The sequence below is a fragment of the Streptomyces sp. NPDC031554 genome, from assembly GCF_055580685.1.
Genome location: NZ_JBVIKX010000001.1, coordinates 1,104,016 through 1,130,604 on the forward strand (window position 1 = coordinate 1,104,016; position 26,589 = coordinate 1,130,604).

The window sequence follows — 26,589 nt, forward strand, 5'->3', positions numbered from 1 at the left end:
AGGGGTTCCCGGCGGCGAACTCCATGGCGCGGGGACGCGTCGCACGGCACGCTGACGCACATGACCGTATCCAAAGCCGCTCCCACGGCCGCGCGTCCGCGCGCCGTGCCCGCCGTGCCCGCCGTCGGCCCGGGTGCGCCGGGGCGCGACGCGCCGTTGCCGCGCGTCCGGTTCGCCTACGACCCGCAGACGTGGAAGGAGATCGTCCACCTCCTGACGAACCTGCCCCTGTCGGTCGTCGGCTTCGTCTACGTCATGACGGTGCTGTTCACCGGCGCCACGCTGACGCTCACGGTGGTCGGGCTGCCGCTCCTCGCGCTCGGGCTGCTGGGGGCGCGGCTGATGGGCCGGTTCGAGCGGGGCCGGGCACGGATGCTGCTCGCGGTGCGGGTCGACGAGCCGAGCCCGCTGCCGCTGCGCCGGGCGGGCAACGTCCTCCAGGGCATGTGGCTGGTCCTGAAGGACCCGGTGGCCTGGCGGACGGTGCTGTACGACTTCATCCGGCTGCCGTGGGGGATCCTCACCTTCCTGGTGACGATGGTGTCGTTGTTCGTGCTGTGGCCGGTGCTGCCCTTCCTCGCGCGCGGGCTGACCAACGCGGACCGGGCGATGGTGCGGGCCCTGCTGTGTCCCTCGGACGAGCTGGAGCGGCGGATCGCGGAACTGGAGTCCGACCGGGGAGTCGTGGTGGACACCGCCGCGGCGGATCTGCGGCGGATCGAACGGGATCTGCACGACGGCGCGCAGGCGCGGCTGGTCAATCTGGCGATGGGGCTCGGCCTGGCCAAGGAGAAGCTGCTGGAGGACCCGGACGCGGCCTCGGTGATGGTCGAGGAGGCGCACGGCGAGGTGAAGCTCGCCCTCCAGGAGCTGCGGGACCTGGCGCGGGGGATCCATCCGGCCGTGCTGACCGACCGGGGGCTGGACGCGGCACTGTCGTCGGTGGCCTCGCGGTGCACGGTGCCGGTGCAGGTGACGGCCGAGCTGCCGGCGCGGCCGGCGCCGGCCATCGAGGGCATCGCCTACTTCACCGTCTCCGAACTGCTCCAGAACGTCAGCAAGCACAGCGGGGCGAAGTCGGCGTCGGTCGACGTGTGGCGGGTGGAGGACCGGCTCCTCATCCAGGTGTCCGACGACGGCCGGGGCGGTGCGCGGCTCGACGGCGGATCGGGGATGCGAGGTCTGGCGGACCGGCTGGGCGCCGTGGACGGCCTGTTCATCGTGGACTCCCCGGCCGGGGGGCCCACGACCGTGACGGCTGAGTTGCCCTGGCGGGACCGGACGGAGCCGGCGGAGCCGACGGGGTAGGCGACCCCGCCACCGGGCACCGCGGGGCGCCGCCGGGTATCACGGGGCGACCCCGGGCGTCGGGCCCGTGCGGCCTGCCGGCCCCGACGCCCGGGGTGGGGAAAACCCCCCTCCCGAGACGCCGACGGACTCCATGGCCCGCGGGGACGGCGTCGAGGAGGGTGGAGGCAGGAAACGACACCCGCGGACGAGACGAGCGGAACGGACGACGCCGATGGCCACGCAGTACGGGCAGTACGGGGACCACCTGGACCACGGGAGCCACGGGGACCACCTGAGCCACGGGGACCACCCGGACCACGGGAACCACCTGCGCCACGGGGACCACAAGGACCACGGCAGTCACTCGCGGCACGAGGGTGCGCCCGGCTTCGAGGCCGGTGGACGGCGGCGGCACCGGCTGCCGGCCGCGCTGCGGGCGCCGGTCGAGGCACGTGCCTGGCGGGAGTTCTTCTACGTGCTGCTGAGCCTGCCGATCAGCATCGTGCTGTTCACCTTCGCGGTCACGATGCTGTCGTTGGGGGCGGGCCTGCTGGTGACGTTCCTCGGAATTCCGGTGCTGGCCGCGGGGCTGGCGGCGTGCCGCGGCCTCGGGTCGGTGGAACGGGCTCGGGCGCGGGGGCTGCTGGGACTGGACGTGGCCGCGCCGGAGCCGTTGCGGCCGCGGGGCCGGGGGCTGCTGGCGTGGACGGGCGCGGTGCTCAGGAGCGGCGCGTCCTGGCGTCACCTCCTGTACGCGGTGCTGCACCTGCCGTGGGCGATGTTCTCCTTCTGCGTCGCGGTCGTGTTCTGGGTGTACGGCTGGGCGACGCTGACGTATCCGCTGTGGTTCTGGCTCTTCCCGCTGTACGGCGGGCAGGGCGGGCTTCAGCTGTACGGCGACGAGGAGCACCGGGTGTACCTGGACAACCCGTTCGAGATCACCGTGACGGCGTTGGTGGGGCTGTTGTTCACGCTGGCCACGCCGTGGATCGTGCGGGCGCTGACCACGGTGGACCGGGTGATGGTGCACGGGCTGCTCGGGCCGTCGCGGCTGGCGTCGCGGGTGGTGGAGCTGGAGTCCGACCGGGGGACCGTGGTCGACACGGCGGCCGCCGACCTGCGGCGGATCGAGCGGGACCTGCACGACGGGGCGCAGGCGCGGCTGGTGGCGCTGGCGATGGATCTGGGCCTCGCGAAGGAGAAGCTGCGGGAGGACCCGCGGGAGGCGGCACGGATGGTGGACGAGGCGCACGGCGAGGTGAAGACGGCGTTGCAGGAGTTGCGGGACCTGGCGCGGGGGATCCATCCGGCCGTGCTGACCGACCGGGGGCTGGACGCGGCGCTGTCGTCGGTGGCCTCGCGGTGCACGGTGCCGGTGCGGGTGGAGGTGGACCTGGTGGAGCGGCCCGCCGCGGCGATCGAGGGGATCGCGTACTTCACGGTCTCCGAGCTCCTGCAGAACGTCAGCAAGCACAGCGGGGCGAGGTCGGCGTCGGTGGACGTGTGGCGGGCCGAGGACCGGTTGCTGGTGCAGGTGAGCGATGACGGGGCGGGCGGCGCGGACGCCTCCGGCGGGTCGGGGCTGGCCGGGCTGGCCGGGCGGCTCGACGCGGTGGACGGGATCCTGGTGGTGGACTCCCCGGTCGGCGGGCCGACGCGGGTGACGGCGGAGCTGCCCTGGCGGGGTGGGGAGTAGGGGGTTCCGCGCCCCCGCCGCCGCCCCGCCCTTCCCGTCCCCAAGGGCTCCGCCCCCGTACCTGGCGGGGGCTCCCTCCTCCTCCCCCGCCCCCGCACCCCGCACCCCGCGCTCGCACGGGAACACGGCGGAACCCGCCCCCTGCGCCCCGCGCGGAACCCCGCCCCACTCCCGTACGGGCTCCGGACCCCGCCCCGCCCCACCCCCGTACGGGCTCCGGACAGGTCTCCAGCCCTCGCGTCCCGCGTCGGGCCCCGCCCCGGCGCCCCGTACGGACATCGCCCGGATGTCGCCCGGATGTCGCCCGGATCCTGCCCCGACCTCACCCGTGTCCCGGCCGGGGCACCACCCCCGGTCCAGTCGGACGCTGTGTCTCCACCAGTCGTTCGTGGTCGGCTTCGGACGCGGGTCGGAGGGCCGGCAGGCCTGAGGGCTCCCGCTGCCGAAGATTTCCCGTGGTCGTCGCCGGTCCGCCCCGGCGCGCGGCGATTGCTGGGATGCTGGGGCTGTTCCGTGGACGGACGGGTCTCGCGGACGGGTCGTGGCTGGGGGGCCGGAGAGCGTGGAGGTCAGGGTGCGGGTGGTCATCGCCGAGGACTCGGTGTTGCTGCGGGAGGGGCTGACGCGGTTGCTGACGGACCGGGGGCACGATGTGGTCGCCGGGGTCGGGGACGCCGAGGCGCTGGTGAAGACGGTCACCGAGCTGGACGCGGAGGGTGCGTTGCCCGACGTGGTCGTGGCCGACGTGCGGATGCCCCCGACGCACACCGACGAGGGGGTGCGGGCGGCCGTGCTGCTGCGCAGGTCGCATCCGGGGCTCGGGGTGCTGGTGCTGTCGCAGTACGTGGAGGAGAGGTACGCCACCGAACTGCTGGCCGGTTCCAGCCGCGGGGTGGGTTACCTGCTCAAGGACCGGGTCGCGGAGGTGCGGGAGTTCGTGGACGCGGTGGTGCGGGTGGCCGAGGGGGGCACGGCCCTGGACCCCGAGGTGGTCGCGCAGCTGCTCGGACGCAGCCGCAAGCAGGACGTGCTGGCCGGGCTGACCCCGCGGGAGCGGGAGGTGCTGGGGCTGATGGCCGAGGGGCGGACGAACTCGGCGATCGCCAGGCAGCTGGTGGTGAGCGACGGCGCGGTGGAGAAGCACGTCAGCAACATCTTCCTGAAGCTCGGGCTGTCCCCGAGCGACGGGGATCACCGGCGCGTTCTCGCCGTCCTCACCTATCTCAATTCCTGAGGACGGCGGAAGAGCGCTTTTTCTTCGTCGTGCCTTCTCGCACATCCCGGGCGGTCGGAAATCATGGCACGTCGGGACGCCGGGCCGGTCCAGGGCAGTGACCGTCGTGCGAATGGCCGAGGAAGGCGACCCTTACAGACGTAGGGTTGATCCAGGGAGGGTCTGTGGGAAGGACGCTCCCCCGGACAGCCGCCTCGAGGGAGGTCCAGTTCAGTGACCAGTCAGGTCAGCAGCCCAGCGGAACAGGCCGACGGCAGCGACGGAACGGACGCAGCCGTCGTGGGAGAGCAGCGCAAACCGGGCGGGACGAAGGACGTACGCCGTCTCGACCGGGTGATCATCAGGTTCGCGGGGGACTCGGGTGACGGCATGCAGCTCACCGGGGACCGCTTCACCTCGGAGACGGCGTCGTTCGGCAACGACCTGTCGACGCTGCCGAACTTCCCCGCCGAGATCCGGGCGCCCGCCGGCACCCTCCCCGGCGTGTCCTCGTTCCAGCTGCACTTCGCCGACCACGACATCCTCACGCCGGGTGACGCGCCGGACGTGCTGGTCGCGATGAACCCGGCGGCGCTGAAGGCGAACATCGGCGACGTGCCGCGCGGCGCGGAGATCATCGTCAACACGGACGAGTTCAGCAGACGGGCGATGCAGAAGGTGGGGTACGCGGCCTCGCCGCTGGAGGACGGGTCCCTCGACGGTTACCAGATCCACCCGGTCCCGCTGACCACACTGACCGTCGAGGCCCTCAAGGATTTCGACCTCACCCGCAAGGAGGCCGAGCGCAGCAAGAACATGTTCGCGCTCGGCCTCCTGTCGTGGATGTACCACCGGCCGACCGAAGGGACCGAGAGGTTCCTGAGGTCGAAGTTCGCGAAGAAGCCGGACATCGCGGCCGCCAACATCGCGGCGTTCCGGGCGGGCTGGAACTTCGGTGAGACGACCGAGGACTTCGCGGTCAGTTACGAGGTCGCCCCGGCGGCGAAGGCGTTCCCCGTCGGCACCTACCGGAACATCTCCGGGAACCTGGCGCTGGCGTACGGGCTGATCGCCGCCTCGCGGCAGGCCGACCTCCCGCTGTTCCTCGGCTCGTACCCGATCACGCCGGCCTCGGACATCCTGCACGAGCTGAGCCGGCACAAGAACTTCGGCGTGCGCACCTTCCAGGCCGAGGACGAGATCGCGGGCATCGGCGCGGCGCTCGGGGCCGCCTTCGGCGGGTCGCTGGCGGTGACCACGACCTCCGGTCCCGGGGTGGCGCTGAAGTCGGAGACCATCGGGCTCGCCGTGTCGCTGGAACTGCCGCTGCTGGTCGTCGACATCCAGCGGGGCGGGCCGTCGACCGGTCTGCCGACCAAGACCGAGCAGGCGGACCTGCTGCAGGCGATGTTCGGGCGCAACGGCGAGGCCCCGCTCCCGGTGGTCGCGCCCCGCACGCCCGCCGACTGCTTCGACGCCGCCCTGGAGGCGGCCCGGATCGCGCTGACGTACCGCACACCGGTGATGCTGCTGTCCGACGGCTACCTCGCCAACGGCTCCGAGCCCTGGCGGATCCCCGAGCTGGACGAGCTGCCGGATCTGGCCGTGCAGTTCGCGCAGGGCCCCAACCACACCCTGGAGGACGGCTCCGAGGTCTTCTGGCCGTACAAGCGCGACCCGCGGACCCTCGCCCGGCCGTGGGCGGTGCCGGGCACGCCGGGCCTGGAGCACCGGATCGGCGGGATCGAGAAGCAGGACGGCACCGGCAACATCTCCTACGACCCCGCCAACCACGACTTCATGGTCCGTCTCCGGCAGGCCAAGATCGACGGCGTCGACGTGCCGGACGTCGAGGTCGACGACCCGCACGGGGCGGGGACCCTGGTCCTGGGCTGGGGCTCCACCTACGGGCCGATCACCGCGGCGGTACGGCGACTGCGGGCGGCCGGGGAGCCGGTCGCCCAGGCCCACCTGCGGCACCTGAACCCGTTCCCGAAGAACCTGGGCGCGGTACTGAAGGCGTACGACAAGGTCGTGGTCCCGGAGATGAACCTGGGCCAGCTCGCCACCCTGATCCGGGCGAGATACCTGGTCGACGCGCGTTCGTACAACCAGGTCAACGGCATGCCGTTCAAGGCGGAACAGCTCGCCTCGGCTCTCAAGGAGGCCATCGATGGCTGAGACGTCCACGGAAGGCGCGGGCACGATCGAGGCGCTCTCCCTCGTCCCCAGGGCCGAGGGCCGCCAGACCATGAAGGACTTCAAGTCCGACCAGGAGGTCCGCTGGTGCCCCGGCTGCGGTGACTACGCGATCCTGGCCGCCGTCCAGGGCTTCATGCCGGAACTGGGGCTGGCCAGGGAGAACATCGTCTTCGTCTCGGGCATCGGCTGCTCCTCGCGTTTCCCGTACTACCTGAACACCTACGGGATGCACTCGATCCACGGGCGGGCCCCGGCGATCGCGACCGGGCTCGCCACCAGCCGGCGCGACCTGAGCGTGTGGGTGGTGACCGGGGACGGGGACGCCCTGTCCATCGGCGGCAACCACCTCATCCACGCCCTGCGGCGCAATGTGAACCTCAAGATCCTGCTGTTCAACAACCGGATCTACGGGCTGACCAAGGGGCAGTACTCGCCCACCTCCGAGGTCGGAAAGATCACCAAGTCGACGCCGATGGGCTCGCTGGACGCGCCGTTCAACCCGGTGTCGCTGGCGCTCGGCGCGGAGGCGTCGTTCGTGGCGCGCACGATCGACTCCGACCGCAAGCACCTGACGGAGGTGCTGCGCCGGGCCGCCGCCCATCCGGGCACGGCGCTGGTGGAGATCTACCAGAACTGCAACATCTTCAACGACGGCGCCTTCGACGCGTTGAAGGACCGGGAGACGGCCGAGGAGGCGGTGATCCGGCTGGAGCACGGCCGGCCGATCCGGTTCGGCGCCGACGGGTCCAGAGGGGTCGTGCGCGACCGTGCGACCGGCGATCTGGAGGTGGTGACGGTGACCGCGGAGAACGAGGCCGAGGTCCTGGTCCACGACGCGCACTCCGCGTCCCCGACCACGGCGTTCGCGCTGTCCCGGCTGGCCGACCCGGACACCCTGCACCACACGCCGATCGGCGTCCTGCGCTCCGTCGAGCGGCCGGTCTACGACACCCAGATGTCCGACCAGCTCGACGCGGCCGTCGACCGCCACGGCAAGGGGGACCTGGCGGCGCTGCTGGCGGGCGGGGACACCTGGACGGTCGTCGGCTGAACGGCGGCGGCGCACCGCACACGTCACAGGCGCACGCGTCACAGGCGGCGCGCCGCACGCGTCACAGGCGTCACGGGCGCCGTGCGCGTCGTACGAGGGCCCGGAACCACGGCGGTTCCGGGCCCTCGCGCGCGCCCGGACACCTGGACCCAGCCACACTTACCCTGACGCCAGTACCTTACTTCAAAGTGGGTACTTTCCCTCAGTTAGCGCACCCCTTAGGGTTAGTTCCAGATCGCACCCCCCTCAAGGAGTTCCGCATCATGAGCATCGTCGTCACCGGAGCCACCGGACACCTCGGCCGTCACGTCGTGGAGCAGTTGCTGGAGAAGGTCCCCGCCGGGGAGATCACGGCCGTCGTGCGGGACGAGGCCAGGGCCGCGGACCTGGCCGGGCGCGGCGTGAGGCTCGCGGTCGCCGACTACAACGCCCCCGAGACCTTCGACGGGCTGTTCGCCGCGGGCGACAAGGTCCTGCTGATCTCGGGCAACGAGTTCGACAAGGGCCGCCCGGCCCAGCACCAGGTCGTCATCGACGCCGCCGCGGCGGCGGGCGTCGCACTGCTGGCGTACACGAGCGCGCCCGGCAGCCTGAGCGCCGCGCTGGCCGACGACCACCGCGCCACCGAGAAGGCGCTGCTGGCCTCCGGTCTCCCCTACAGCCTGCTGCGCAACGGCTGGTACCACGAGAACTACACCGAGAACCTCGCCCCGGTGCTGGCGCACGACGCCGTTGTCGCCGCCGCCGGTGACGGCCGCGTCTCCTCCGCCTCCCGCGCCGACTACGCCGCCGCCGCGGTCGCCGTACTGACCGGCGAGGGGCACGAGAACACCACGTACGAGCTGGGCGGCGACGAGGCGTGGAGCTTCGCGGAGTACGCGGCCGAGCTGAGCCGGCAAACCGGCCGGGAGATCGCCTACAACGCCGTGCCCGTCGAGGCCCTGGTCGGCATCCTGACCGGCGCCGGGCTGCCCGGGCCGTTCGCCGAGATCCTGGCCGGCGTGGACGCGTCCATCGAGAAGGGCGAGCTGGTCGTCACCACCGGCGACCTGTCCCGGCTGGCCGGGCGCCCGACCACCCCGCTGTCCGAGGCGATCACCGCCGGGCTCGAGGGCTGACCCGCCGCGCCGCCCCCGCCTGTCACGACCGTATGGCGATACGGGCATGACAGACGGGGGTGTGCGGCGTTACCTTCGACCACGCGCGCCGGTCACGAGGCGGTGCGATCGTCAGAAGGAGGGGCCCGTGGCCGGGAACGCCAAGGCCGGTGAGAGCCGTACAGGCCTGCTGAACGGTTTCGCCGCCTACGGGATGTGGGGGATCGTCCCCCTCTTCTGGCCGCTGCTCAAGCCCGCCGGCGCGGGCGAGATCCTCGCCCACCGCATGGTGTGGTCCCTCGCCTTCGTCGCCGTCGCGCTGGTCGTCGTACGGCGCTGGAAGTGGGCCGGTGAGCTGCTGCGCCAGCCGCGCCGGCTCGCGCTCGTCACCGTGGCCGCCGCCGTCATCACGGTGAACTGGGGCGTCTACATCTGGGCCGTGAACAGCGGCCATGTCGTCGAGGCCTCCCTCGGCTACTTCATCAACCCGCTGGTCACCATCGCCATGGGCGTCCTGCTCCTGAAGGAGCGGCTGCGGCCCGTGCAGTGGGTGGCGGTCGGCGTCGGCCTGGCCGCCGTCCTCGTCCTGACCGTCGGGTACGGCCACCCGCCGTGGATCTCGCTCTGCCTCGCCTTCTCCTTCGCCGTCTACGGGCTGGTGAAGAAGAAGGTCGACCTCGGCGGGGTCGAGTCGCTGGCCGCCGAGACCGCGATCCAGTTCCTGCCGGCGCTCGGCTACCTGCTGTGGCTGTCGGCGCACGGCGGTTCCACCTTCACCGGCGAGGGCGTCGGGCACTCCGCGCTCCTCGCCTCCACCGGCATCGTCACCGCGCTCCCGCTGGTCTGCTTCGGCGCGGCGGCGATCCGGGTGCCGCTGTCCACGCTGGGCCTGCTGCAGTACATGGCGCCGGTCTTCCAGTTCCTGCTCGGCGTCGTGTACTTCGGCGAGGCCATGCCGCCCGAGCGCTGGGCGGGCTTCGCCCTGGTCTGGCTGGCGCTGGTGCTGCTCACCGGCGACGCGTGGCGCACCTCGCACCGGGCGGCCCGGGCGCTCCGGGCGTCCCGCCTGCTGGTCGCCGAGGCCGGGATGCCCGGCGCCGCCGCGCCGGGCGCCGCCGTGCCCGGTGCCGCCTCCCTCTCGGCCGGCGGCTCCGGCGCCGTGCGGGAGGACGACGGCGCGCCGTCCGCGGCCGAGGTACCCGAGGCCGAGGCCTCCCCCGTCGCCAAGCCGTAGACGGACGGCGGGGCGGCGGCACCAGCCCGCGTCCCGGCCGTCGCGGGGCGGCCGTCGCCGCCCGCCTCGGCCCTCGCGGGGCGCGTCCCGGCCGTCGTGAGGTGTCCGTCGCCGCCGTGGCCCCCGTCGCCGTGGCCCCCGTCGCCGTGGCCCCCGTCACCGGGGAGATGCCGGTGGCCGGATCCCGTCGGTGGTGCCCCGGTGGGATCCGGACGGGAGTCGCTGGTCGAGTCGTCCGCGGGCCCGGTGTGCCCGCACCTTCTCGCGGTTGCCGCGGTGTTCCGTCGCGCGCCGGCGGCGGCGGCCGGGGCGGGAGATGCCGACGAAGAGGAACCGGCAGTCGTGCGCGCCGCACTCGCGGACGCGGCGCGCGTGCGGGCCGGTGAAGAGGTCGACCGCGTCGCGGGCGACGGTCGAGAGCGCCTGGGTGCCGGTGGCGCCGGGGGTCCGGGCGCGGGTGCCGTCCGGGGTGAGGCGGGGGACGAGCGGGGCCTCGGCCGCGGCCGCGTCGAGAGCGCCGAGGTGTTCCGGCCGTCGCGGTCGGCCGTGGGCCCGGGCGGCCGTGGGCCCGGTCGGCCGTGGGCCCGGTCGGCCGTGGGCCCGGTCGGCCGTGAGGAGGAAGAGGGCTTCGCGCACGGCGCGCACCCGGCTCAGCTCCGCCTCCGAAACGATGAGTTCCAGCCCTTCGGGCAGACGGCTGCGGACGGCCCGGGCGACGAGGCCGGCGGGTTCGTGCGGCGCCTCGTGGCGGGCGAGGACGCCGGGGCCGCCGGTGACCGGCAGCTCCGGGCAGAGGGCGCCCGGGTCGAAGCGGTGGGGCCTGCCGTCGTGCGGGACCAGGATCAGGCCGGGGGGGCCGGCCGGCTTCCCGGGGCCACCTGCCGTCTCCTGACGTCCCGGCGTTTCCGTTGCCCGCGCGCTCGTGTGACCACTATGACTGGTTCCATGAGCGAGACACCCGCCGCGCAACCCACTCCCGTCCACTGGAAACTCGTCGTCGACTCCCTCGACCCGCACGCCCAGGCGGACTTCTGGGCCGCCGCGCTGCACTACGCGGTCGAGGACAACAGCGCGCTCGTCGAGCGCCTGCTGGGACTCGGCGCGCTGCCCGGCGCGGCGACCGTGGAGCACCACGGCCGCCCGGCCTTCCGGGACCTGATCGCCGTACGGCATCCCGCGGACCCCTTCGACGCGGACACCGGCACCGGGCTGGGGCGGCGGCTGCTGTTCCAGCGGGTGCCGGAGGAGAAGACGGTCAAGAACCGGCTCCACCTCGACCTGCACCCCGGCGCGGAGCGGCGGGAGGGTGAGGTCGAGCGGCTGACCGCGCTCGGGGCGAGCGTGCTGCGGAGGGTCGAGGAGCCGTCCGGGGCGTGGGTGGTGATGGCGGACCCGGAGGGGAACGAGTTCTGCGTGCAGTGAGCCGGGCGGGGGCCGGCGGGATCCGCCCCGGGCCGGTCCGAGGGCTCGAGGCGACCGGCGACGGCGGCTCAGCCCCGTGAACTGGCTGTCCAGATAGCACTCTTGACGGAGAGTTGGCCACAGCTTCACCATCCAGGCACCCCATTCACTGTGGGTTCGCCGTGGTCACCCCCGCGGGGAATCCCTCTGGAACCCGGAGCCCCCCACCATGAAGCTCTCCGTTTCCGGGCGGGCGGCGGCGACCGCCGTCGTCGCGGCCGCCTCGCTGTTCGCCACCGGATCCATAGCCGGCGCGGCGCCCGCCCCCGAGCCCGTCGCGATCGCCGCCGCACCGGACATCCCGGTGGCGAACGTCAAGGCGCACCTGACCCAGCTCCAGTCGATCGCCACCGCCAACGGCGGCAACCGCGCCCACGGCCGGACCGGCTACCGGGCCTCCCTCGACTACGCGAAGGCCAAGCTGGACGCCGCCGGGTTCACCACCACGATCCAGCAGTTCACCGCGTCCAGCCGGGTCGGCTACAACCTGATCGCCGACTGGCCGGGCGGCAACACCGACCAGGTCGTCATGGCCGGCGCGCACCTCGACAGCGTCACCTCCGGTGCCGGCATCAACGACAACGGGACCGGCTCCGCCGCCGTCCTGGAGGCCGCCCTCACCGTCGCCCGCACCGGTTACCAGCCCACCAAGCACCTGAGATTCGCCTGGTGGGGCGCGGAGGAACTCGGCCTGGTCGGCTCCAAGTACTACGTCAACAACCTGTCCTCCGCGAACCGCGCCCGCATCAGCGGCTACCTCAACTTCGACATGATCGGCTCGCCGAACCCCGGCTACTTCGTCTACGACGACGACCCGACCATCGAGAAGACCTTCAAGGACTACTTCGCGGGCATCGGCGTCGCCACGGAGATCGAGACCGAGGGCGACGGCCGCTCCGACCACGCGCCCTTCAAGAGCGCGGGCATCCCGGTCGGCGGCCTGTTCACCGGGGCGAGCCGCACCAAGACGGCGGCGCAGGTGACCAAGTGGGGCGGTACGGCCGGGCAGGCCTTCGACCGCTGCTACCACTCCTCCTGCGACACCACCGCCAACGTCAACGACACGGCGCTCAACCGCAACGCGGACGCGCTGGCGTACGCGGTGTGGACGCTGTCGCAGTAGGCGCGTACCCGGCGGGGCCCGGACCCCGGCCCCGCCGGCCCGGACCCCGGCCGCGCGATCCCCGGTTCCGCGATCCCCGGCCGCGCGCTCCCTAGCCTCGCGAGCCCGCGCCCGCGTCGTGGGCCCGGCGGGCCAGCCGGGTCATCCGGGACCGGGCCGACTCCCACTCCTCGGCGTCGTCGGCGGCCGGACCGCCCTCGGTGACCAACTCGTTCCACAGACCGAGGAGTTCGGTGCCCAGGTTCAGGCCCTGGAAGGGGTCGCGCACGGCCCGCCAGGCCGTCGCCGCGCTCTGCACGTTGCCGTACGCGGCCTCCGCGTCCCGGTTGCGGCGGTGGATGCCGGCCAGGTCGAGCGAGAGGTGGAAGGAGCGGACCGGGTCGCCGGCCAGGTAGGCGATGTACGCGGCGAGTTCGCGCAGCCGGAGCACCTCGGGGTGCTCGGGTCCCAGCGTCGCCGAGGCCTCGGTCACGGTCCGCTCCGCGAGCGCCGCGGCCGTGTCCGTGCGTCCCGCCCGCACGGCCTCGTTGATCCGCGCCACCGGTTCGCCGAGCAGGGCGGGCGTCCCCTCGGTGCCGGGAAGCGGGCGCGGGTCGTCCCCGAGCACGGCCTCCGCCACGGCGTCGAAACCACGGGCGGGGGTCGGCCTGGGCTCGGGGTCGGGCTCGAAGCCCCGGGCCACTTCGGGGTCGAGGAGCGGCACGGGGTCGGCCGCCGGGCGCGGGACGGCGTCGGAGACGGCGCCCGGGACGGCGTCGGAGACCGGGTCCGGGACGGCGTCGGAGGCCGGGTCCGGGACGGCGTCGGAGACCGGGTCCGGAGCCGGGCCCGAGGCCTGTCCCGGGATCGGGATCGGGATCGGATCCGGGACCGGGGTCGGGACCGGGGTCGGGATCGCGTCGGGGACCGGGGACGGCCGGGAGACCTGAACCGGCTCCGGCGCGAGCCCGGGGCGGGCGTCCCGCGGGGCGCGGTCCATCACCGGCGGGGGACCGAAGACGCCCGCCGGGGCGGCCGCCACGCCCGGGACCCCGTCCCGCGGCTCGGCCGGCTCACGGCGCAGGAAGCGCGTGGGCCTGTCCGGTCCGGCGTGGGCCCGCCCCCCGGCGGGGGGCGCGGCCGGTGCCGGCGGGGCGGGCGCCCCTGCGGGCCGGGCCGCCGGCCGGTCGGCCGGCTCCCCCGACAGCCTGACGTCCGGCTCCGCCGGCGGGGTCGCCCGCAGGGGCTCGCCCGCGAAATGGCTGGATCCGTCCGGCTCGACGCGCAGCGGGACGACGTAGCCGATGCGCTCGTCGTGGACCGTGGCGAGCACCGGGTGCCCGGTGGCGAGGGCGATGCGGTGGAGGTGGCCGAGCACGGCCTGCTGGGGTTCCTGCCCGTCGGCGGCGACGACGGGGACGCCGCCGACGCTCGCCGGCCCGCCCCCCGGGACGCGCACGTCGAGCGGCGCCACCACGAGGGCCGGCCGCCCGTCGTCCTGCTGTGTCCGCTTCTTCTCGCGGCTGAGTCGAGACATCGGTTCCTCACCCTGACACATCGCCGTGCACGTACGTTGCACTCGTCACCCGTGCACCCAGGCGTACACGTACTGTTGAGTCTCTCCGGCCACGCCCGTCCGCGCGTCACCGCGGCGTCACAGCCTCGTTCCAAGGCTCGTGGCCGCGGGGAGCCGGCGGTGGTCCGGCCGCGCGGGCGGGCGGCGACGACGAGGAGTGCGCGCATGCGGACGACGGACGGCCGGCCGGGCCCGGAGATCTGGATCCGCGGTCCGGTGCCCGCGCCGGAGCCGCCACCGCGGCCGTACGGCGCGGCGGCCGGGCCCCGTCGCTTCTCCTGGCTCGGCACGCACGGCGGGTCCGGTGCCTCCACGCTCGCCGCGGTCTACGGCGGCCACGACTGCGGGCGTGACTGGCCCGGTCCGCACGACCCGCCGTCCGTGCTGCTCGTGGGCCGGACCCACGCGGGCGGACTGGATTCGGTGCTGCGGGCCCTGGAGGCCTTCCGGAGCGGGCGGGCCCCGGCGGGCCTCGACCTGGACGCGGTCGTCCTGGTCGCGGACGCGCCCGGCCGGCTGCCGCGTCCGCTGGCGCGGCGGGTACGGCTGCTCGAGTCGGCCGTCGACGTGTACCGGGTGCCGTGGGTCCAGGGCTGGCGCCTGGGCGACCTGTCGGGCCCTCCGCCCCGCGGGACGGAACCCCTCGTCCGCCTCACGGGCACGGCCGCCCGGCGGACGTCCTGAGCGCGGATCCGTCCGGATCGCGGAAACCCCCGCCGGTGTCTCCGCCGGCGCCCGCCTCCTCGGCCGTCGAGCTCGCGGCCGCCGTACGGCAGGGGCGGCTGCGGGCCGTCGACGTGGTGCGCCGGACTCTGGAGCGGATCGACCGGGCGGACCGCGCGCTGGGGGCGTTCGCCGAGGTGTGGGGGGACGCGGCGACGGAGCGGGCGGCCGAGGTGGACGCGCGGGTCACCGCCGGTGAACGGCTGCCGCTCGCCGGGGTGCCGATCGGGGTCAAGGGCCGGCACGGGCTGCGGACGGCGGAACCGCTGGTGGCCGCCGGGTGCGTACCGGTGGGCGCGACGGCCGTACCCGGGCCCGGAACCCCCTGGCGGACCTGGGGTCTCGGCGCCCACGGCCGCACCGTGAACCCCTGGCGGGCCGACCGCACGCCGGGCGGGTCCTCGGCTGGTGCGGCGGCGGCGGTCGCGGCCGGCCTGGTGCCGCTGGCGACCGGCGGCGACGGCGCCGGCTCGGTGCGCGTTCCGGCGGCCTGGTGCGGCGTCCTCGGCCTGAAGGTCACCAACGGCCGCTTCCCGTCCTCCGACCGTACGGGGCTGGCGGCACCGGGCGTCCTGACCCGGTACGCGGCGGACGCGGCGGCGTACTGGGCGGTGCTGTCCGGCCGGGCGGTGCCGTCCGGAGCGGGCCCAAAGGACGCCGGGGCGGTGCCGTCCGGAGCGGGCCCGGGGCGGCGGGGCGGGGCGCTCACCGCCGTCTTCTCCGCCGGTCTCGGGTTCGCCGACCCCCGCCCGGAGCCGCTGGCCCTCGCCCGGGCCGCCGCGGGCCGCCTCGCCGACGCCGGCGTCGTACGGCTGCCGCGGCCGGGGACGCCGGTACGGCTGGAGGACCCCGCACCCGTCTGGCTCGCGTTGCGCGGACCGGGCGCCACCCCGGCGGCGCGGGAGGCACGGGACGTCAACGACCGCCGGCTGGCCGCCCTCTTCGACCGGACGGACCTGCTGCTGACCCCCACGACCCCCGATCCCGCGCACGGCCACGAAGGCCCCGGGGACCGCTACTCGACGGCGCTGACGTGGGCGTTCAACCTGAGCGGGCATCCGGCGATCAGCATTCCGGCGGGGGTCGGCGCGGACGGCTGCCCGGTGGGGCTCCAGGCCGTGGCGGCGCACGGGCGGGAGGACGTGCTGCTGGCCCTGGCGGCGGCCTCGGAGGCGCTCACGGGGTTCCGGGCACCCCCTGGCACAATTTATTGCACGTGCATATGATGCAGATGCGCGTATTCACCGCACGCCGACCTTCTGGGGAACCCATGAGCACTCGCCGTTTCCTGTTCGTGCTGGGCAGCAGCCGCCCCGGCGGCAACACGGAGCAGCTCGCCCGCGCGGCCGCCGAACAACTGCCGGCCGACGTGGAGCAGGAGTGGATCAGCCTCGTCGAGCATCCGCTGCCCGACTTCGAGGACCGGCGCCACGACACCGACCACGTCCGTCCCACCGAGGGCGCGGCGGCCCTGCTGCTCGACGCCACGCTCGCGGCGACGGACATCGTGATCGCCTCGCCGCTGTACTGGTACACGCTGTCCGGGCAGGCCAAGCGCTACCTGGACCACTGGTCCGGCTGGCTGCGCACCCCCGGCGTCGACTTCGCGGCGACCCTCGCCGGACGCACCCTGTGGGGTGTCACGGTGCTCGCCGAGGAGGAGCGGGCGGTGGCGGACCCGCTGGTCGGCGCGTTGGGGAACTCGGCCGCGTACCTGCGGATGCGGTTCGGCGGGGTGCTGCTCGGGAACGGCAGCAAGCCGGGTGACGTCCTGGACGACGCGCGGGCGCTGGCCCGTGCGAAGACCTTCTTCGAGGGGCCGGCGCCGCTCGCCCGCTACACGTTCGAGACCGGCTGACGGCCTTCGCCCGCCCGCCGCGGGGAAGCCGGCGGGCGAAGGCCGTCACGCCGACACGCCCTCACGCCGACGCACCCTCGCTCCGACGCACCTTCGCTCCGGCACACCGTCACACCGTCACGCCGTCACGTCCTTCGCCGTGAACCGCGCCCAGGCCGCCGACCCGAACACGGCGACGTACACCGCCTGGAGTCCGAGGTTCTTGCGGATCTCCTCCCAGCGGACGGGGTCGCGCACGAGGTCGGCGAAGGACAGCCAGTGGTGGGAGAAGAGGTACGGCTGGATCGCGTGCAGCTGCGGGATCTGGTCGAGGATCTGCACGGTGATGAGCAGGCCCACGGTCGTCGCCATGGCCGCGATGCCACTGTCGGTGAGCGTGGAGACGAACACTCCGAGCGCTGCCACGCCGAGCAGCGAGGCGGTGACGGCCAGGGAGATCAGCAGGGCCCGGCCCAGGCCGTCGGCGAAGGAGATGCGGGTGCCGGAGATGGTCGTGAGGTCGCCGAGCGGGAACAGCAGCGCGCCGACCGCCAGTGCCGACACCGCGACGACCAGGGTGGCCAGCAGGCAGAAGGTCGCCGTGGCCGCGTACTTGGCGAGCAGCAGGCGGGTGCGGCCGGCGGGGGCGACGAGGAGGTAGCGCAGGGTGCCGGCGTTCGCCTCGCCGGCGACCGCGTCCCCCGCGACGACGCCGACGGCCATCGGCAGGAAGAACGGCAGCGTGGCGGCCAGCGCCGTGAACACCAGGAACAGGCCGTTGTTGGTGATCTGCGCCATGAAGGCCGGTCCCTCACCGCCGCCGCCCTGCCGGCCGCCGGTCGTCCCGTCACCGGTCTCGATCTTCACGGCGATCCCGACGAGCACCGGTACGGCGGCCAGCACACCGAGCAGGGCGAGGGTGCGCCCGCGGCGCAGGGTGACGGACAGTTCGCTGCGGAAGAGGCCGAGGCCCCACCAGGGGCTCACCCGCCGGAGGTTCCCCCCGTCCCGCGGCACGGTTCGCGGTGCCGCCCCCGCCGCCGGCACGGCCTCCGGTGCCGCCCCCGGCACGGCCTCCGCTCCGGCACGTCCGGTCCGCTCAGCCCGCGACATCGAAACCCTCTCCCGTGAGTGCGACGAACGCGTCCTCCAGAGAGGCCCGTTCCACGCCGAAGCCCCGCACCCGGACGCCTGCCGTCACCAACGCGGCGTTCAGTTCGGCGGGTTCGCGGTCGGCGGGCTCGCCCGTCACCCGGTCCCCGGTGACGACGACGTCCGCCACACCCTGTTCCTTCAGCACCCGGGCCGCGTCCGCCGGGTCCGGGGTGGTCACGGCGAGCCGGCCGCGTGCGCGGGCCGCCAGGTCCGCCACCGGCCCCTGGGTGAGGAGCCGTCCGCGTGCCATGACGGCCGCGTGCGTGCAGACCTGCTCGATCTCGTCGAGGAGGTGGGAGGAGAGGAAGACCGTGGTGCCGTCCGCCGCCAGTTCCCGCACGAGGACGCGGATCTCGCGCATGCCCTGCGGGTCGAGACCGTTGGTCGGCTCGTCCAGGACCAGCAGCCGACGGGGCTGGAGCAGGGCCGCGGCCAGGCCCAGCCGCTGCTTCATGCCGAGCGAGTACGCCTTCGCCCTCTTGCCGGCGGCGGTCGTCAGGCCGACCCGGTCCAGTGCCTCGGCCACGCGGGCGCGCCGGGTGCGGGGGTCGGCGGTCGGGTCGGCGGCGTCGTAGCGCAGCAGGTTGTCGCGGCCGGAGAGGAAGCCGTAGAGGGCGGGCCCCTCGATGAGGGCGCCGACGTGCGGGAGCACGGCGCGGGACGCGCGGGGCATGGGGTGCCCCAGCACCCGCGCCGTGCCGGAGGTGGGCGCGATCAGGCCCATCAGCATGCGGATGGTGGTGGTCTTGCCGGAGCCGTTCGGGCCGAGGAAGCCGAAGACGCTGCCCGCCGGGACGGCCAGGTCGAGGCCGTCGACGGCGAGCTGTCCGCCGCGGTAGCGCTTGGTGAGGGCGCGGGTGCGGATGACGGTGTCGCCGTCCGTGACGCCGTGCGAACCGGCACCGGCGACGCCCGGAGCGGGCGGAGGGGACGGCGTCCGCGCCGCCGGCTCGTCGTCGTCCATCGGCTCCCCCGATCGTCGGTTCACGCCAGGGTACTCAGCGCTCCCCGTCCGCCGCCTTCACGAGGGCGTCCTTGGTGACGGCGCCGACGTAGAGCTTGCCGTCGTCCGTGACCAGGGCGTTGACCAGGCGGGTGGAGAAGACGGTGCCCGAGCCGAACGCGCCGTCGACCTTGTCGCCGAAGGAGTCCAGGAACCCGCCGAGAGCGCCCGCGTCGGGAAGGTCGCCGGAGGAGGGGACACCCTCACCGCCGGTGTCGAAGGTGGCGACGGAGGTCCAGCCCTCGCCGAGGACGTCGAGCCCGGCGAGGCCCTGGGCGAAGCCCTCCTTCGCCCCCTCGGACGGCGCGGGCTCCGCGCCCGTGGTGTCCTTGCCGTCCCCCTCGGTCACCCGGGCCCCCTCGGGCGGGGTGAAGTCGAAGGTGGCGGCACTCGGCCTGGCGAAACTGACCTGGGTGAAGCCGGCGTCGACGACCGCGGCGCCGCCGCTCGCCGGGGTGAGCGTGAACTTGAGCGGCAGCCCCGTCCTCGCGTCCACGGCCACGCTGATCGCGCCGACGGTCGAACCGGACTGCTTGGGCTCGACCAGCAGCTTGTAGGCGTCGCGGCCGGCGACCTGGACGGTGCCGTCCACGGTCACGGACGTGGTGTCGTCCACGGCCTTCAGCGCCTCGTCGGTGAGGTCCTTGGGCGTGGCCGGGACGGGCTCGGCGGCCTTCCCCTGCTCGACGGTGGAGTGGTGGACCTCGTTGGAGGCGCTGTCGTACCCCCACACGTCCTTGCCGTTGTGGATGAGGCTGTACTCGGCGGCGCTCTCCAGGAGCGACAGCTTCTGCCGGTCCGGGCCGTCGGCGGCGACGCGCAGGGTGTGCGTGCCGGAGGCGAGCGCGGTGAGTTTGGTGGAGGGGTCGGCGGAGGACCCGCCGTCGTCGCCCCCGGCGGCTCCGGAGAGCAGTCCGCTCTCCAGGCCGCCCAGGTCGGGCAGGCCGAGGTCGGTGGTGATCTTCACCGTGCCGGAGAGCTGCTGCACGTCCGACGCGGCGATCTTCTCGATGAGCTGCTGTGCGGTGATCTTCGGCAGGTCGGGGTCCCCCGAGTCGGCGAGCGCCGGGACCAGCCCGATCGTCGCCGCCGCGACACCCACCACGGTGACCGGAACGATGTACCGCACCGCCCTGCGCCGCCCGACCCGCAGGTCGTCGGCCTCCCCGGCGTGGGTGCTGTCGTCGGATGCGTACGGTGCCATGTGTGCCTTACCTCCGTCGTCGGCGGCGGCCGGTCGTCGCGCGGGTCGTCGTCCCCCGCCCGAGCCGCCATTCTCACCCGAATCGGTGAGGAGCGGTGATTTCCGTAGCCTCCATCTGACCAAACGAGCCACCCGCTCGCGTCAGCCCGAGGACTCAAGTCGGCGTACGCCTGGGGTATGACGCGGGGGCGGGGGCGTCAGGGTGGGGTGGGGGACGGAGACCGGGTGAGGCGGGCGGAGACCGGGGGCGCGGGCGGAGACCGGGGGCCGAAGGGGGCGGGCCGACGACGGGGGGAGGGCGGGCGGAGCGGGCAGGGCCCGCCCCGTACGCGTCACCCCGCCGGGCGGACCGCCGCGGCTCATCCCGCCCGGTGGACCACCGCGTCGCACAGCTCCATCAGCGCCACCTTCGCGTCGCACTCCCGCAGCGGCACCAGCGCCGCCCGGGCCTCCTCGGCGTACCGCACGGTGTCCCGCCGGGCCTGCTCCAGCGCGGGGTGGCCGCGCAGCGCCGCCAGCGCCTCGGCGAGCCGGGCGTCGTCGCTGAGGTCGGAGTCGAGCAGCTCGCACAGCGCGATGTCCTCGGGCAGGGCCAGCCGGGCGGCCCGCTCGCGCAGCCGCAGCACCGGCAGCGTGGGGATGCCCTCCCGCAGGTCCGTCCCGGGCGTCTTCCCCGACTCGTGCGAGTCCGACGCGATGTCGAGCACGTCGTCGGCGAGCTGGAAGGCGACGCCCAGCCGCTCGCCGTACTGGGTGAGCACGTGCACGACCGTCTCGTCGGCGCCCGACATCATCGCGCCGAACCGGCACGACACCGCGACCAGCGAGCCGGTCTTGCCGCCGAGCACGTCGAGGTAGTGCTCGACGGGGTCCCGTCCGTCGGTGGGCCCGGCCGTCTCCAGGATCTGTCCGGTGACCAGCCGCTCGAACGCCTCCGCCTGCACCCGCACCGCCTCGGGCCCGAGGTCGGCGAGGATGTGGGAGGCGCGGGCGAACAGGAAGTCGCCGGTGAGGACGGCGACCGAGTTCCCCCAGCGGGTGTTCGCGCTGGGGACCCCGCGCCGCACCTCGGCCTCGTCCATCACGTCGTCGTGGTAGAGCGTGGCCAGGTGGGTCAGCTCCACCACCACGGCGGAGGGCACGATGCCGGGCGCGTACGGGTCGCCGAACTGCGCGGCGAGCATCACGAGCAGTGGCCTGAACCGCTTCCCACCCGCCCTGACCAGGTGCTGCGCGGCCCCCGTGATGAACGGGACCTCGCTCTTGGTGGCCTCGAGCAAGCCTTCCTCGACAGCCGTCAATCCGGCCTGGACATCGGCTTCCAGAGCCTGGTCCCGCACGCTCAGCCCGAACGGCCCGACGACGGTCACGAGGGGTCTCCTGTCTGCTGGTGTCTTCTGGCGATTACGCGGCTTGTCGATAGGTCGCTGCCCTCACTCAAGTCAGCGTATCCGGTCACGTTTCGATCACCGACAGGCCCCACGTCCCCCCGTCTCGAACTTCGCCCGACCGGGAGGCGCGCCCCGAGCGGCCGGACGGCTCCGGATCGCGACCGTCATGTCGCCGACCGGTCGGTGGCAGCGGCCGGTGAGAACGGCCTGGCGGGCGGCCGGTACGAGCGGTCCGGGCGGGTCGCGGAACCGGCCGACATCCTCGCCCGACGGTTCCGGCCGACACCCCCGCCCGACGGTTCCGGCCGGCGATCCCGGCCGGCCGGCCGCGCCCCTTCCCGGCCGCGGCGACCGGACACGCCCCTGCGTCGCCCCCGCGGGAGGGAGCCGCGCACCCGTGCATCCGTCCTCCCCTCCCCCGCGAGACGCCTCAGCGAGGCACCCGCGAGACGCCCACGAACGCCTCCGCATCCGTCTGCCCGACGAAGCCCTCGCCCACGCCCTCACACGCCGGCCGCCGCCGGACGAGCCCGCCCCGCGGCGGCGGCGTCGACGGGCACGTCCGGCGGCGGCCGGAGCGGCACGCACGAAGGGAACGAGGGGGCGACGGGACGACGTTCCTCCCGGCCCGTCGAAGGCACACCCCCCGCACGCGCCCTCACGCACGCCCCTTTAAAAGGGACTTGAGACTCAATGCCCGTTTTACCCTTCTTGTGGACGCTGGTGAGTTGGCTCACTGCGCGCCCGCGCGGCCGCTCCGGATCGGAAGCTGTGATTCCGCTTTGTTCTTCGGCGAGTTGGCGCCCGGTGAACACAAAGGATCAAGCAGACACATTCCCCCGATCAAGGTCAATAGGGGCGATCTGTGAATCCGGCACTTGTTCCGGACACGCGCTCTCGCATACGTTCCCGGCCTGTCGGGCAGACGCCTCATCCTGCCGCCGCCCGGCTCCCATCGACCGACACTCACGCACGGCAGGAGCGGGGGACCCAGGTAAGTCGCCGGACCGTACGTCACGCACGCACCGGACCGGCTCGGGGTGAAGTCGCGTCGCCGCCTCCCCGCGGCGACCGGCCGGGCACTTTCCAGCCCGAACCCGACAGCTCACCTCGCAGGCGCTGGAGAGGAACCTTTCGCATGTCTGCCGCCGTTCAGCCCCGCCGCACCCGCCTCGCCCGCACCCTCGCCGTCGCCGCCACCGGCGCCGCCGTGCTGGCCCTCCCGCTCATCGGCTCGACCAGCGCCTCCGCGGCCACCACGACGTCGGCCACCACGACGGCCGGGTACACCGACAACCTCGACGGCTGGATCCGCGAGTCCCTCGCGATCATGGCCGAAAAGGGCATTCCGGGCACCTACGACGGCATCCACCGCAACGTCATGCGCGAGTCCTCGGGCAACCCGAACGCCATCAACCTGTGGGACTCCAACGCGGCCGCGGGCATCCCGTCCAAGGGCCTGCTCCAGGTCATCGACCCGACCTTCGCCGCGTACCACGTGGCCGGCACCGCCTTCGACCCGTACGACCCGGTCGCCAACATCACCGCCGCCTGCAACTACGCGGCCCAGCGGTACGGCTCCATCGACAACGTCTTCGGCGCCTACTGACGGCCGCCCCCCACCGGTCCGCCAGGGGGCGGGGGCCTCGGTGACGGGGCCCGCGTCTCCGGCGTGATCCGCCGGGCGGGCCCTAGGGAAACAGTCTTTCGAGGACGACGGCCACGCCGTCGTCCTCGTTCGACGTCGTCACCTCGTCCGCCACCGCCTTGAGTTCCGGATGGGCGTTGGCCATCGCCACGCCGTGCGCCGCCCACCGGAACATCGGCAGGTCGTTGGGCATGTCGCCGAAGGCGATCGTGTCCTGCGGCCGCAGTCCGAGGTGCTCGGCCGCCAGGGCCAGTCCGGTCGCCTTGGTGACGCCGCACGGCTGGAGCTCCACCGTGCCCGGCCCGGACATCGTGACGGTGGCCAGCGAGCCGACCACCGAACGGGCCGTCGCCGCCAACTCGTCGTCGGACAGCGTGGGATGGCGCAGCAGGACCTTGCTGATCGGCTCGCACCACAGGTCGTCGCGCGCCGCGACGCGCAGGGCCGGCAGCGTCGGGTGCGGCATCAGGTAGCCCGGTTCGATGAGCGTGAGCCCGTCGACGCCGTCCTGGTCGACCGCCGCGTACACCTCGCCCACCTCGGCCTCGATCTTGCCGAGCGCCGTCTCGGCCAGTTCCCGGTCCAGGGTGACCGACCACAGCAGACGGTCCGTCGCGGCGTCGTACAGCTGCGCGCCCTGTCCGCACACCGCGAGCCCGCGGCCGCGCAGGACGTCCAGCAGCGGCCGTACGCGGGGGGCCGGCCGGCCGGTCACCACGAGGTGGCGGGCGCCGGCGGCCGCCACCCTCGCGAGCGCGTCGAGCGACCGGTCGGAGAAGGTGTCGTCGCCGCGCAGGAGCGTGCCGTCCAGGTCGGTGGCGACGAGGGGGTACGCGCAGCGCGCGGCGGGTGCGATGGGTGCGGCCATGATCAGAGAATACGGACCGCAACGGGCTCCCACTCACCCCCGGTTCGGCGCCCGCCTCCTTCCCGTCCGGGCCGCGCGCCGCCACCGGTCGACGCGTCCGGCGGGTTCGACGGCGCCCGTGCGGGCCCGGGTCCGTCCGGTGCGGGCCGGGCCTGACTCACCGCGCGCGAACGGAGGCCGAGCGCTCCTGCCGGACCGCCTCGTCCGCGGTCCCCGTGTCGTTCCCGTCGTCGTTCCCGTTCTCGTTCCCGTGTCGCTCCGGTGCCGCCGCGGTGTCCCTCCCGCGAGGTCGGCCGTAACGTGTGCCGCGGCTCGGCGTACCCGCAGAGCACCCGCGGAGCACCTGCGCGTGGCCGGCACCCGGCCACGGCGAACGCAGGCGCAGACCTGGCGAACAGATGGCGAGCAGGAAAGTGAGGCAGCACCCGATGCCCCCCTTGGCCCCCTTCGACCTCCCCGAGGGCGACCCCTTCGGCCCGCACAACCTCCCGTACGGCGTCTTCTCCCTGTCCGACTCCGAGTCCTTGTCCGACTCCGAGTCCTTGTCCGACTCCGATTCCGGCTCCGACTCCGACTCCGACTCCGGCTCCGGCTCCGGCTCCGGCTCCGGGCAGCGGACCGTCGGCGTACGGCTCGGCGACCACGTGCTCGACGCCGGTGCGGCGGCCCGGGCCCTCGGCTCCCCGCACGCCGGCCTGCTCGGCCGCCCGACCCTCAACCCGCTGCTGGCGGCGGGCCGTACGGTCTGGTCCCAGGTGCGCCGGGAGCTGACCGAGTGGGTCACGGACCCCTCCCGCCGGGACACGCTGCTCCCCTTCCTGCACCCCCTCTCCTCGGTGACCCTGCACCTGCCGTTCGAGGTGGCCGACTACGTCGACTTCTACGCCTCCGAGCACCACGCCCGGAACGCGGGCGCCATCTTCCGCCCGGACGCCGCGGACACCCTGCTGCCGAACTGGAAGCACCTTCCGATCGGCTACCACGGCCGTGCCGGCACGGTCGTGGTCTCCGGCACGGACGTCGTGCGCCCGTCGGGCCAGCGCAAGGCACCCGCCGATCCGGCCCCCGACTTCGGCCCGACCCGGCGGCTCGACATCGAGGCGGAGGTCGGCTTCGTGGTGGGCACGCCGTCGCGGCAGGGACACCCGGTCCCGCTGACCGGCTTCCGCGAGCACGTCTTCGGCCTGTGCCTCCTCAACGACTGGTCGGCGCGTGACATCCAGGCCTGGGAGTACGTCCCCCTCGGCCCCTTCCTCGGGAAGTCCTTCGCCACCTCGGTGTCGGCGTGGATCACCCCGCTGGAGGCACTGGAGGAGGCGCGGCTGTCGCCCCCCGAGCGCACCCACCCCCTGCTGCCCTACCTCGACGACTCCGCCACCGAGCCCGCCGGTTACGACCTGCGCATCTCGGTCGCCGTCAACGGCCACGTCGTCTCCGAGCCCCCCTTCTCCACCATGTACTGGACGGCCGCCCAGCAGCTCGCCCACCTGACGGTCAACGGCGCCTCCCTACGCACCGGTGACCTCTACGGCTCCGGCACGGTGAGCGGCCCGGACGCGCACCAGCGCGGCTCCCTCCTGGAGCTGTCCTGGAACGGCCGCGACCCCCTGGAACTCCCCGACGGCAAGCGGACGTACCTGGAGGACGGGGACGTGGTGACCCTGTCGGCCTGGGCTCCCGGCCCGAACGGGCTGCGGGTCGGTCTGGGCGAGGTGAGCGGGCGGGTGCGCACGGGCTGACTCCGGCCGTTCCCGCCGTCATACTGACGGCGGGAACGGTCCCGCGCCGGGCCCGTCGCACCCACCGTCCCGGAGCACGGAACCGCCGTCGTCACCGGCCCGTTCTCCCCGGCCAGGATCCGGAGCCCACGGCGATGACCCTCTGCCTGCTCCTGTTGAGCGTCGTCGCCCTCGCCGCCGCCGTGCCGGTGCCGCGCACGCTGACCCGGGCCGAGTGGCCCGAGCGGGAGCCGGTGGTGGCGCTGTGGGTGTGGCAGTGCCTGGTCGCCACGGTGCTGCTGTGCTGTCTGACGGCGCTCGTGCTGGGGGCGGCCGCCGTCTTCCACACCGTGCGCACCCAGGTCTTCGCCCCGGCGCCACCGGCCGTGACGGAGGCCTACGACCTCTCGACCGCCCCGGCGTGGGCGACGGCGCTCACGCTGCTGCTGGCCTGCGGTGCCGCCTGGACCACCGCGATGCTCGCCCGCGAGCTGGTCGAGGCCCGCCGGCGCCGCGGCCTGGCCCGCGCCCACCTGCGGGAGCGCGCGCCCGACCTGCCCGCGGGGCTGCCCTCCGCCCGGGGGCCCCTGCTGGTGCTCGAGGACGACTACCCGGACGCCTGGTGGATGCCCGGCAGCCCGTCCCAGCTGGTCGTGACCACCGGCGCCCTGCACCGCCTCACCTCCCACCAGATCGACGCGGTCCTCACCCACGAACGGAGCCACGCCCGCGCCCACCACGACTGGCTGCTGCACCTGTCGACGGCCCTGGCCACCGGATTCCCGCGCGTCCCGCTGTTCGCCCACTTCTGCGACCAGACCCACCGCCTGGTCGAGCTCTCCGCCGACGACACGGCGTCCCGCCGCTGCGGTCACCTCACGACCGCCCTCGCGCTGATCGAGCTGAACCAGCACCGGGGCGTCCTGTCCTGCGCGTCCTCCCACCGCCTCCTGGGCGAACGGGTGGACCGTCTCCTGCAGCCGCCCCCACGGCTGCTGCGCAGGCACCGGGCCCTGACGACGGCCGTGGCGGCGCTGGTCCCCCTGCTCCCGCTGCTGATCACCTTCGCGCCGGGGCTGACCGCACTGGCCTGAACCCGGCCCGGGGACGGCCGGAACCC

General features: G+C 74.1%; 22 protein-coding genes and 1 riboswitch. Of the genes, 15 read left to right on the forward strand and 7 right to left on the reverse strand.

The window, feature by feature from the left end:
• Nucleotides 1–60 precede the first annotated feature (60 nt).
• The 7 genes from ACZ5FU_RS04920 to rarD all read left to right on the forward strand — a co-directional run bounded on the left by ACZ5FU_RS04920 (nt 61) and on the right by rarD (nt 9,783).
• Nucleotides 61–1,308 (forward strand): sensor histidine kinase, encoded by a 1,248-nt coding sequence (locus tag ACZ5FU_RS04920; RefSeq protein WP_468643139.1) that lies wholly within the window; start codon nt 61–63, stop codon nt 1,306–1,308.
• Nucleotides 1,309–1,522: 214 nt separating this feature from the next.
• On the forward strand, nt 1,523–2,986 hold the full coding sequence (locus ACZ5FU_RS04925; RefSeq protein WP_468833702.1) for a sensor domain-containing protein: 1,464 nt from the start codon (nt 1,523–1,525) through the stop codon (nt 2,984–2,986).
• A 574-nt stretch (nt 2,987–3,560) separates the two neighbouring features.
• Nucleotides 3,561–4,220, forward strand: coding sequence for a LuxR C-terminal-related transcriptional regulator (locus ACZ5FU_RS04930; RefSeq protein WP_451527082.1), 660 nt, complete (start codon nt 3,561–3,563; stop codon nt 4,218–4,220).
• A gap of 213 nt (nt 4,221–4,433) precedes the next feature.
• The gene (locus tag ACZ5FU_RS04935; RefSeq protein ID WP_451527034.1) at nt 4,434–6,380 is read left to right on the forward strand and encodes a 2-oxoacid:acceptor oxidoreductase subunit alpha; all 1,947 of its coding nucleotides are present in this window, start codon (nt 4,434–4,436) and stop codon (nt 6,378–6,380) included.
• The gene (locus ACZ5FU_RS04940; RefSeq protein ID WP_451527035.1) at nt 6,373–7,452 is read left to right on the forward strand and encodes a 2-oxoacid:ferredoxin oxidoreductase subunit beta; all 1,080 of its coding nucleotides are present in this window, start codon (nt 6,373–6,375) and stop codon (nt 7,450–7,452) included. The genes ACZ5FU_RS04935 and ACZ5FU_RS04940 overlap by 8 nt, the downstream gene beginning before the upstream one ends.
• 263 nt (nt 7,453–7,715) lie before the next feature.
• Nucleotides 7,716–8,570, forward strand: coding sequence for an NAD(P)H-binding protein (locus ACZ5FU_RS04945; RefSeq protein WP_469044424.1), 855 nt, complete (start codon nt 7,716–7,718; stop codon nt 8,568–8,570).
• 193 nt (nt 8,571–8,763) lie between these two features.
• Nucleotides 8,764–9,783 (forward strand): EamA family transporter RarD, encoded by a 1,020-nt coding sequence (rarD, locus tag ACZ5FU_RS04950; protein WP_469044735.1) that lies wholly within the window; start codon nt 8,764–8,766, stop codon nt 9,781–9,783.
• 156 nt (nt 9,784–9,939) lie between these two features.
• On the opposite strand, the gene ACZ5FU_RS04955 is transcribed toward rarD, so the two are convergent.
• Entirely contained in the window at nt 9,940–10,752 is an 813-nt protein-coding gene (locus tag ACZ5FU_RS04955; protein WP_469044425.1) for a CGNR zinc finger domain-containing protein, read from the reverse strand.
• Between ACZ5FU_RS04955 and ACZ5FU_RS04960 the strand changes: the two genes are divergently transcribed.
• Nucleotides 10,729–11,205, forward strand: coding sequence for a VOC family protein (locus ACZ5FU_RS04960; RefSeq protein WP_468643143.1), 477 nt, complete (start codon nt 10,729–10,731; stop codon nt 11,203–11,205). The genes ACZ5FU_RS04955 and ACZ5FU_RS04960 overlap by 24 nt on opposite strands.
• A 208-nt stretch (nt 11,206–11,413) precedes the next feature.
• Nucleotides 11,414–12,367, forward strand: a complete 954-nt coding sequence (locus ACZ5FU_RS04965; protein WP_469044426.1) for a M28 family metallopeptidase — start codon at nt 11,414–11,416, stop codon at nt 12,365–12,367.
• 91 nt (nt 12,368–12,458) lie between these two features.
• On the opposite strand, the gene ACZ5FU_RS04970 is transcribed toward ACZ5FU_RS04965, so the two are convergent.
• The gene (locus ACZ5FU_RS04970; protein ID WP_469044428.1) at nt 12,459–13,883 is read right to left on the reverse strand and encodes a tetratricopeptide repeat protein; all 1,425 of its coding nucleotides are present in this window, start codon (nt 13,881–13,883) and stop codon (nt 12,459–12,461) included.
• 204 nt (nt 13,884–14,087) lie between these two features.
• Here ACZ5FU_RS04970 and ACZ5FU_RS04975 point away from each other — a divergent pair, with 204 nt between their 5' ends.
• The 3 genes from ACZ5FU_RS04975 to ACZ5FU_RS04985 are packed head-to-tail and all read left to right on the forward strand — an operon-like array spanning nt 14,088 to nt 16,503.
• The gene (locus tag ACZ5FU_RS04975) at nt 14,088–14,606 is read left to right on the forward strand and encodes a DUF6668 family protein (protein WP_469044430.1); all 519 of its coding nucleotides are present in this window, start codon (nt 14,088–14,090) and stop codon (nt 14,604–14,606) included.
• A 35-nt stretch (nt 14,607–14,641) separates the two neighbouring features.
• Nucleotides 14,642–15,871, forward strand: a complete 1,230-nt coding sequence (locus tag ACZ5FU_RS04980) for an amidase family protein (RefSeq protein WP_468643148.1) — start codon at nt 14,642–14,644, stop codon at nt 15,869–15,871.
• A gap of 44 nt (nt 15,872–15,915) precedes the next feature.
• The gene (locus ACZ5FU_RS04985; RefSeq protein ID WP_451527043.1) at nt 15,916–16,503 is read left to right on the forward strand and encodes a flavodoxin family protein; all 588 of its coding nucleotides are present in this window, start codon (nt 15,916–15,918) and stop codon (nt 16,501–16,503) included.
• A gap of 117 nt (nt 16,504–16,620) precedes the next feature.
• On the opposite strand, the gene ACZ5FU_RS04990 is transcribed toward ACZ5FU_RS04985, so the two are convergent.
• The 4 genes from ACZ5FU_RS04990 to ACZ5FU_RS05005 form a co-directional block, all read right to left on the reverse strand.
• Nucleotides 16,621–17,595, reverse strand: a complete 975-nt coding sequence (locus ACZ5FU_RS04990) for an ABC transporter permease (RefSeq protein ID WP_469044432.1) — start codon at nt 17,593–17,595, stop codon at nt 16,621–16,623.
• Entirely contained in the window at nt 17,582–18,601 is a 1,020-nt protein-coding gene (locus ACZ5FU_RS04995; protein WP_468643151.1) for an ABC transporter ATP-binding protein, read from the reverse strand. Before ACZ5FU_RS04995 ends, ACZ5FU_RS04990 begins: the two co-directional genes overlap by 14 nt.
• A gap of 34 nt (nt 18,602–18,635) precedes the next feature.
• The gene (locus tag ACZ5FU_RS05000) at nt 18,636–19,844 is read right to left on the reverse strand and encodes a LolA family protein (protein WP_469044433.1); all 1,209 of its coding nucleotides are present in this window, start codon (nt 19,842–19,844) and stop codon (nt 18,636–18,638) included.
• Between the two features lie 359 nt (nt 19,845–20,203).
• Nucleotides 20,204–21,214, reverse strand: coding sequence for a polyprenyl synthetase family protein (locus ACZ5FU_RS05005; protein WP_451527046.1), 1,011 nt, complete (start codon nt 21,212–21,214; stop codon nt 20,204–20,206).
• Nucleotides 21,215–22,188: 974 nt separating this feature from the next.
• A riboswitch (cyclic di-AMP (ydaO/yuaA leader) is annotated at nt 22,189–22,369 on the forward strand.
• Between the two features lie 4 nt (nt 22,370–22,373).
• On the opposite strand from ACZ5FU_RS05005, the gene ACZ5FU_RS05010 reads away from it, so the two are divergent.
• On the forward strand, nt 22,374–22,844 hold the full coding sequence (locus ACZ5FU_RS05010) for a transglycosylase SLT domain-containing protein (protein WP_451527047.1): 471 nt from the start codon (nt 22,374–22,376) through the stop codon (nt 22,842–22,844).
• A gap of 82 nt (nt 22,845–22,926) precedes the next feature.
• Here the strand turns inward: ACZ5FU_RS05010 and ACZ5FU_RS05015 are convergent, their stop codons facing one another.
• Complete coding sequence (locus ACZ5FU_RS05015) at nt 22,927–23,751, reverse strand: HAD family hydrolase (protein WP_451527048.1); 825 nt, start codon at nt 23,749–23,751, stop codon at nt 22,927–22,929.
• Nucleotides 23,752–24,188: 437 nt separating this feature from the next.
• On the opposite strand from ACZ5FU_RS05015, the gene fahA reads away from it, so the two are divergent.
• Nucleotides 24,189–25,490 (forward strand): fumarylacetoacetase, encoded by a 1,302-nt coding sequence (gene fahA, locus ACZ5FU_RS05020; protein WP_469044737.1) that lies wholly within the window; start codon nt 24,189–24,191, stop codon nt 25,488–25,490.
• A 134-nt stretch (nt 25,491–25,624) separates the two neighbouring features.
• Nucleotides 25,625–26,563, forward strand: coding sequence for a M56 family metallopeptidase (locus ACZ5FU_RS05025; protein WP_451527049.1), 939 nt, complete (start codon nt 25,625–25,627; stop codon nt 26,561–26,563).
• The last annotated feature ends 26 nt before the right edge of the window (nt 26,564–26,589 follow it).